Genomic DNA, 6,644 nt, shown 5'->3' with positions numbered 1-6,644 from the left:
TCGAGCAGTGCGAGCCGCTTCCCATGCTCGGCCCCCCTCCCTCGCGTACTCCTGAACGGCGTCGCTCGAACTCTCCCCAAACTTTGTTTCGGGAGAGGTTCTCAAATACCGAAACCCGCTAAAAATCGGCCTCGATAAACGGCTCCACCTCTCAGGTGCAGAGTAAATCCAGCGACACCGGTTTTGAATCACTTCAAACCCATCCCACTGGGTCGATTGGTGATCGCACCGCGGACCCCCAATTGCCGTGGGTCACGAGCGATCTTGTCCGAGAACACGCGAACGTCATCGAGGATTGGACGCAAACGTGCCGAGGCGGCTTCGATGTTCTGAACCGTTCGCTGGACTTGATAGAACAGTTCGTCGTCTTCGAGCAAGCGGCGAACCGTTCCGTCGCTGCTATTGAGCGTCCGGCCAAACGTGTCCAACTGCACCAAGGCATTGTCGACGTTGGCCAAGCTCACCAACACCGCTTCGATCAACTCGTCGCCGCGTTCGCCCAGTGGTTCGGTGAAGGCCTCGATGTTTTGCGCGGTCCCTTCGAAACTCTTGGCGGTGGAGCGAACACTCTCAAGCGTCTTCTGCAATTCATTCGCCGTTTGCGTAACAGCATCTTCGGCGACAATCCCTACTTGTTCGAACTGGCCCCCCACGTCACGGAAAGTCTCAAACGTGTCACGAGCATCCTCCAACGTCACCTTCACCTCATCCAGCACGCCCGGCAATCGCTCCACAGTGTCGCTGACGTCTTGCTGAATCTGCGGATCACCAATGATCGCACGAATATCGCGTACCAAGAACCCAAACTCCCGAACCGCTTGCGATGCCTCGCCAGCCAATTGAGTGATGGTCGGCGGAGTCTGCCCTCCCGGTTGGCCAGGCACAGGCGTTCCCAAGGGAGCAGTGAATCCTGGAGGCGGCGTGAAGCCTTGAGGAGGAACGTTCTGCAAAGGAGCCGACTGCGGAGGGAATGTCTGCTGCATCGCCACTGTTTGAATCACGTTGTTTGACGCCCCCCCCGGCGCACTCGTTTGGCTAGCCAGTGCGATTGGACGCGCCCACTTCGGTGCCGGCGTCATCGACTGCGGGAAACCTCCCATCGGCACAGTTGGTGCCGATGCGGGGGCGGTTGGTGAGATCCCGATCACACCACGAACATCGCGAACCAATCCTTTGATATCGTTGCCGATGTCTTGGATCGCATCGCCGGCACCACGAACGCTTTGAAATGTCGAGACCAGCTCGTCTTCCATCCCAAAGATCAACGTGAAGGGGTCCTCCAATTTGCGGCCGTAATTGAATAACTCATCGTCGGTGTAGAGCTGATCAATCAAGTCGCTATCGTTTTCGAAATAGTCACTCAGCTCGCGACGATCAGCCTTGCGAAATTCCAACTTGGAATCCCCCGTGATCAACGAACCGATTCCGATCTGAGGGATGTATTCGTGTGTCATGCGGACGCTCTCGTCCATCGACAACGTCAAAATCACGCCGCCTTTTTCCTGCAATTGGATGTCATCGACGCGACCAATTTTGACCCCATCGCGATAAACAGGCGCGTTGACATTGATGCCATCGGCCGACGGGAAATAGACCATCAGCGTGTACTCACGATTCAAGATCGCAGGGAACGCGCCAAACAAAAACGTGAGGATCACCGCGATTCCGATCGCCGCGATCACGAGCACGCCCACACCGAAACGAAGTTTGCTGTCATCCATGGTTCAAGCCATCCCCTGAGTCATTTCGCGGATGCGATCCCCCGCTTCCCCCCGTACAAACTGACGAACGCGCCGATCTTCGGCATGTTCGAGCTGACTGGGTGGGGCGTCGAAAAGAATTTGTGATTGGTCGGAATCAAGCCGACGTCGCGGATAAAACATCATCACTCGGTCCGCCACTTTCCGTGCTGTGTGCATGTCGTGCGTGACCACGATGCTGGTCACGGGGTACATCCGCCGGGTGTGCAGAATCAACTCGTTGATCACGTCGCTCATGATCGGATCCAATCCAGTGGTGGGTTCGTCGTAAACAACGAGTTCAGGACGCAGCACCAAAGCACGAGCCAACCCGACCCGTTTCTGCATCCCGCCCGACAACTCGGCTGGACGCTTGTAAATCACTTCTTCTGGCAATCCCACTTCACTGATGTGCTGCCGGACTCGGTCGTTGATTTCGGCCTCATCGGTCCCTTCTTCGTTCTGCCGAATGGGAAACGCGACGTTGTCAAAAATGTTCATGCTGTCGAACAACGCGGCATGCTGAAACACAAATCCAAACCGGCGACGAATCACGGCAAGCTCCGCAGGATTGAGCTGCGACAAGTCCTCTCCGTCAAACAACACCCGACCGATTGTGGGCTGAACCAAAGCCACGATCGTCTTCATGAACACGGTTTTCCCACATCCACTCTCGCCGATCACAGCAACGGTTTGGCCGCGTTCAATGCGGCAATCAATGTCCTTCAATACCGTTTGTCCATCGAAGGACACTTCCAAGTTTTCGACTTCCACCAAGGGGCGTTCCTGAACCGCCACCGCTGATTCCTCAGCCTGCGTTTCAGACGCCTCTTGTTCAAAAGGATCGATAGGTGGGATGGAATCGCTCACTAGAACAGACTCGTGCCTTCTGGGTAAAAGCTGAAATAGACCCAGTCCAAAACGATGTTCAGGAACAGGTCGATCGCAAGGATCATCACGAACGAATACACAAAGGCTTCCGTGGCAGCTTTGCCAACGCCTTCGGCACCGGGTTGGCAATTGAACCCGCGGTAACAACTGATGATCGCGATCACGCCACCAAAGAAAATGCTTTTGAAAACACCATTGAACAAATCAAATGCAACCACGCCTTCACGCGAATGGTGCAGGTAGGCCGCGCGATCGATCCCAAGAATGATGACGCTATAAAAGTACCCACCGACGATCCCCATGAAGTCCGCCACAATCGTCAACGGGGGAATCAAAAACAAACACGCCATGAACCGGGGCACCACCAAGTAGTGAATGGGATCCGCGCCCATGGTGGTCAACGCATCGATCTGTTCTGTCACCCTCATGGTGCCCAAGACCGCTGCCATCGCGCCGCCAACTCGACCGGCCAACATCGTGGCCGCCAACACGGGGCCCAATTCGCGAACCAACGAGGTGTTGATCACGACACCGAGGTGCGTTTCCAATCCGATGGTGTGGAACTGATAGTAACTCTGAACGGCCAACACCATTCCGATGAATGAACCGGTCAATGCCACCACAGGAAGACTCAGCACGCCAACTTGGTAGAAGTTGATCAGCACCGTGTCCCGGCGCGGCATCCGTGTGAACATCCACACGAACATTTGCCAAGTGAACATGGCCAAGTCACCCACGGCAGTGACACCGCCAACGACAGCGGTGCCCCACTGCATGATCCAACGCCGCATCGGCGTATCGATCTGCACATCCGGTTTCACGGTTTGCACGCGAAGAACGGATTCGGTCGTGGACTGTTGCTCCGACATCGCGACGAAGACAAACCCGGGGTTGAAAGACAAGAAGCCGACTCGCGACAGGTCAGCTAGCCAGACGTTTCTGGCGCACCGGTCGCGTGAACATCGTCTTTATCGACCAGGCAAAGACTGCAGACCAGGAAAACTGTGCCGCGAAGTCAAACTTTGCGGGATGCCCGGAAATTCCTGGTGATGTGATTAGGCGGCACGCCCGCTGCGTTTGAGTTGCTTGCGGACACGTCGGCGTTCCGCTTTGCTCATGCTGGACCAATCGATGTCCTCCTCATTCATCTCGCCGTAATCAGGCTGAGAATCAACGTAGGAATCCGAGTTCGAAGAGGAGCGATCGCTGGACCGAGAATCAGCCACTTCTTTAAAGTCTGAATCCGCGACCTCGTCGCCAGACTCGGATTCATCCGCGCCATCATCGCTTTTTGCCTTGCGGCCCAGCGACGGGAACTTCAAACCAAAGCGTCGCTTCTTCGGTATCGCTTCAGCATCCTCATCATCAGGTTCTGTTGCCTGAGACGATGGGGCGGCTTCGTCTTCGGTATCCGACTCATCGTCCGCGACCGTCTTCGGTTTTCTTTTCCACTTGGGCAACCAAGATCGCTTGACCTTGGGCTCGGCATCATCCGAATCGCCTTCAGGCTCGACGGTCTCATTCCGTTCCACCTCGTCGGACTCTTCCTCAGAGTCAGCCGGTTTGGTTTTCCGTCCCCAGAACCTCCACTTGGAAGCTCGCTTGCCCGATTCCTTTTCGCCGCCTTCTTCGGTGGCGGCGGAGACATTGCGGGCTGGACTTTCGCTAAGCTCTTCTTCTGCAACGCCGCCCCGTTTGGACGATCGATCGCTGGCATTGCTTGATTCATCGCTCACCGAAGAAGCCTTGGCGCGCTGCCAGAATCGACGCTTGCGAACTGGTTGGCTCTCTGATTGAGACTCTTCGGTCACTTGCCGTTCGGCTTGCTTCTCGGAACGCTTCGGCTCCGGCTTGGCCGCTTTCGGTTTCGGCGTGGCCTTTGGTTCGGGACTCTTCTTCAGTGTCTTCTTCGCAGGTTTGGGCTCGCGTTTCGTCCATCCTCGCATGCTTTCCAACTGTTCGGCAGATGCCTGGCGAACCCGAGCAGCCAACGTCACAGGCCGTTCGATCCCGCGGACATCCATGTACAGCGTTCGCAAATACAACACCGTCGCGCAAAACCAACAGGACGCAGCCACCAACATCGCGGACGTGAAAGCGGTCCAACGAAGCGGCGTGTCGATCGAGAGGAGGTTCCAATTCTCAGCGACCGGCAACGATGCTGCCAACCAACCAACGAACATCCATGCGGCGGCAACTCGATGCTTCCAAATTTCGGCTGTGGTGCGCAGCAGCATGACCACGCCGCCAACTGTCAGCAACAACTTGACCCAATCACTGCCAGAGAGAGCGACGCGTTTCCCGAGCGCCCACTCCGTGACTCCGCCCAACAAATCGATCAACGGCACCATGGTGGCAACGCTGCCCAGCAACGCCATCGAAGTGACCAAACGCCACAAACGATAATGCCCCTGAAAGTCATCATTGCGGTATCGCCGAATCTGATAGACCAACCACGAGGCACCAGCGATCCCGAGCATCAACATGCTCGTGCAGTAGCGTCCCAGACTTCCCACCGCATCAATTCGCGTGACAGCCGTCACAGCGGTCCGCTCCGCCAAAGTCGGCCAAGCAACCGAAGCGTAGTGCAGACCGATCAACAGCACCGCAACTGAAACCACCGTGGCGATCAAACCCAAGACCGCGGGTCGCTGAACCGGTACCAGCGAAAACCAACGTCCGCGCAAACACCGACGCACGCGAGACCCGTAGGCGACAGTCGGCCGGCGAGCTTCTCGCCACTGCTGCTGGACCGCCTTCTGCTTGGCCGTCGCGTTCCCGGAGTCGCCGCCCACGGTCGTGAGGATGACTCTGCGGCGGCGTTCGATCGGACGTCGAGTGTGATTCATTGGGTCGGACGTAGCAAAACAGCACCTCGCGAGACAAGTCAAATCGCCAGCATTCCGCTTTCCACTCGCCCGTTCAGACACCGAACATCCGTTCAGAAAACAACTTTTCTCCGACCAGAAAAGCCTCCTAATTTGCACAATCCGATCATTTGATCCGCAAACACAAAGAACCCGGTTTCCAGTTTCCCGTGGGTTTCACATTACCCCCCATGGCGGCGTAGCGTTTCCCAAAGCTTCCCCACGCTCACCGTCCAAGACACCATGCCACTGCTCCGCTCCCTCGCAATTTCTACTCGCCAGGCTCTCCAATCGCCTTGGCGGCGCAAGCAATTGAAGCGAATGTCCGACCAAAACCGGGCTCCGATTTCGGTTCTGTTCTATCACCGGGTCGCAGACGAGCCGATCAATCCATGGACGATTTCCAAGAAAAGCTTCGAACGCCACGTCGACTACTGCCGTGAACAATTCGAATTGATTTCGTTGCAAGAAGTCCAGCATCGATTGGAAACCGGCCAATCGCCTCGGCCCGCGGTCTCGTTCACCTTTGACGATGGCTATTCCGAGAACTGCGAGTTCGCGTTGCCACTGCTGATCCGTCACCGGATTCCCTGCACGTACTTCGTGACCACAGAAAATGTCCGCCGCGGGCACCCGTTCGAACACGACGTGCGCCGAGGCCAGCCCCTACCGATCAACACGATCGAACAAATCAAAGCCGCCGCCGACAGCGGCATCGAGATTGGATTGCACACCGCCAACCACGTTGACTTCAACCGAGTCCACACAACTGAACAGCTCAACGAAGAGATCGTGGACGCGAAACACACTCTCGAGCAGATGATCGAGCGTCCCGTTCAATACCTTGCCGTTCCATTTGGCATGCCCGAACAAATGCGTCCCGCCGTGATCCAAACCGCACGGCAATGCGGATTGAAGGGAATCTGCAGTGCATACGGTGCGTACAACTTGATTGGGGATGACTCTTTTCACATCCGTCGCTTCCACGGTGACCCAGAATTCAATCGCCTTCGCAATTGGTTGACCTACGACGCCCGCAAGAATCGACGCAGGCCCGCTCTGCCAGACCAAGATGTCTTGGACATCGAACCCGAAGTCGCTGCTACCATTCGCCAACCCGAACTTGCTTTCTCATGAATTCGTTTTC

The 6,644-nt window shown here is 56.4% G+C and carries 5 protein-coding genes; 1 reads left to right on the top strand and 4 read right to left on the bottom strand.

Going from position 1 to position 6,644, the window contains the following annotated elements; all coding sequences use genetic code 11:
- Positions 1–188: 188 nt before the first annotated feature.
- The 4 genes from ACF8AM_RS03965 to ACF8AM_RS03950 all read right to left on the bottom strand — a co-directional run bounded on the left by ACF8AM_RS03965 (position 189) and on the right by ACF8AM_RS03950 (position 5,479).
- The gene (locus ACF8AM_RS03965) at positions 189–1,721 is read right to left on the bottom strand and encodes an MlaD family protein (RefSeq protein WP_392554383.1); all 1,533 of its coding nucleotides are present in this window, start codon (positions 1,719–1,721) and stop codon (positions 189–191) included.
- 3 nt (positions 1,722–1,724) lie between these two features.
- A complete protein-coding gene (locus ACF8AM_RS03960) occupies positions 1,725–2,609 on the bottom strand; it encodes an ABC transporter ATP-binding protein (RefSeq protein ID WP_392554382.1) in 885 nt (294 codons plus the stop codon).
- Positions 2,609–3,499: an MlaE family ABC transporter permease gene (locus tag ACF8AM_RS03955; protein ID WP_392554386.1), complete on the bottom strand. Its 891-nt coding sequence runs from the start codon at positions 3,497–3,499 to the stop codon at positions 2,609–2,611. Before ACF8AM_RS03955 ends, ACF8AM_RS03960 begins: the two co-directional genes overlap by 1 nt.
- 186 nt (positions 3,500–3,685) lie before the next feature.
- A complete protein-coding gene (locus ACF8AM_RS03950) occupies positions 3,686–5,479 on the bottom strand; it encodes a hypothetical protein (RefSeq protein WP_392554381.1) in 1,794 nt (597 codons plus the stop codon).
- A 339-nt stretch (positions 5,480–5,818) separates the two neighbouring features.
- Here ACF8AM_RS03950 and ACF8AM_RS03945 point away from each other — a divergent pair, with 339 nt between their 5' ends.
- Entirely contained in the window at positions 5,819–6,634 is an 816-nt protein-coding gene (locus tag ACF8AM_RS03945) for a polysaccharide deacetylase family protein (RefSeq protein ID WP_392554380.1), read from the top strand.
- The last annotated feature ends 10 nt before the right edge of the window (positions 6,635–6,644 follow it).

It is taken from the genome of Rhodopirellula sp. JB055, assembly GCF_043100905.1.
GTDB lineage: Bacteria > Planctomycetota > Planctomycetia > Pirellulales > Pirellulaceae > Rhodopirellula.
The sequence above is the reverse complement of the archived record's forward strand: the minus strand, read 5'-3'. Positions and strand labels throughout refer to the sequence as shown.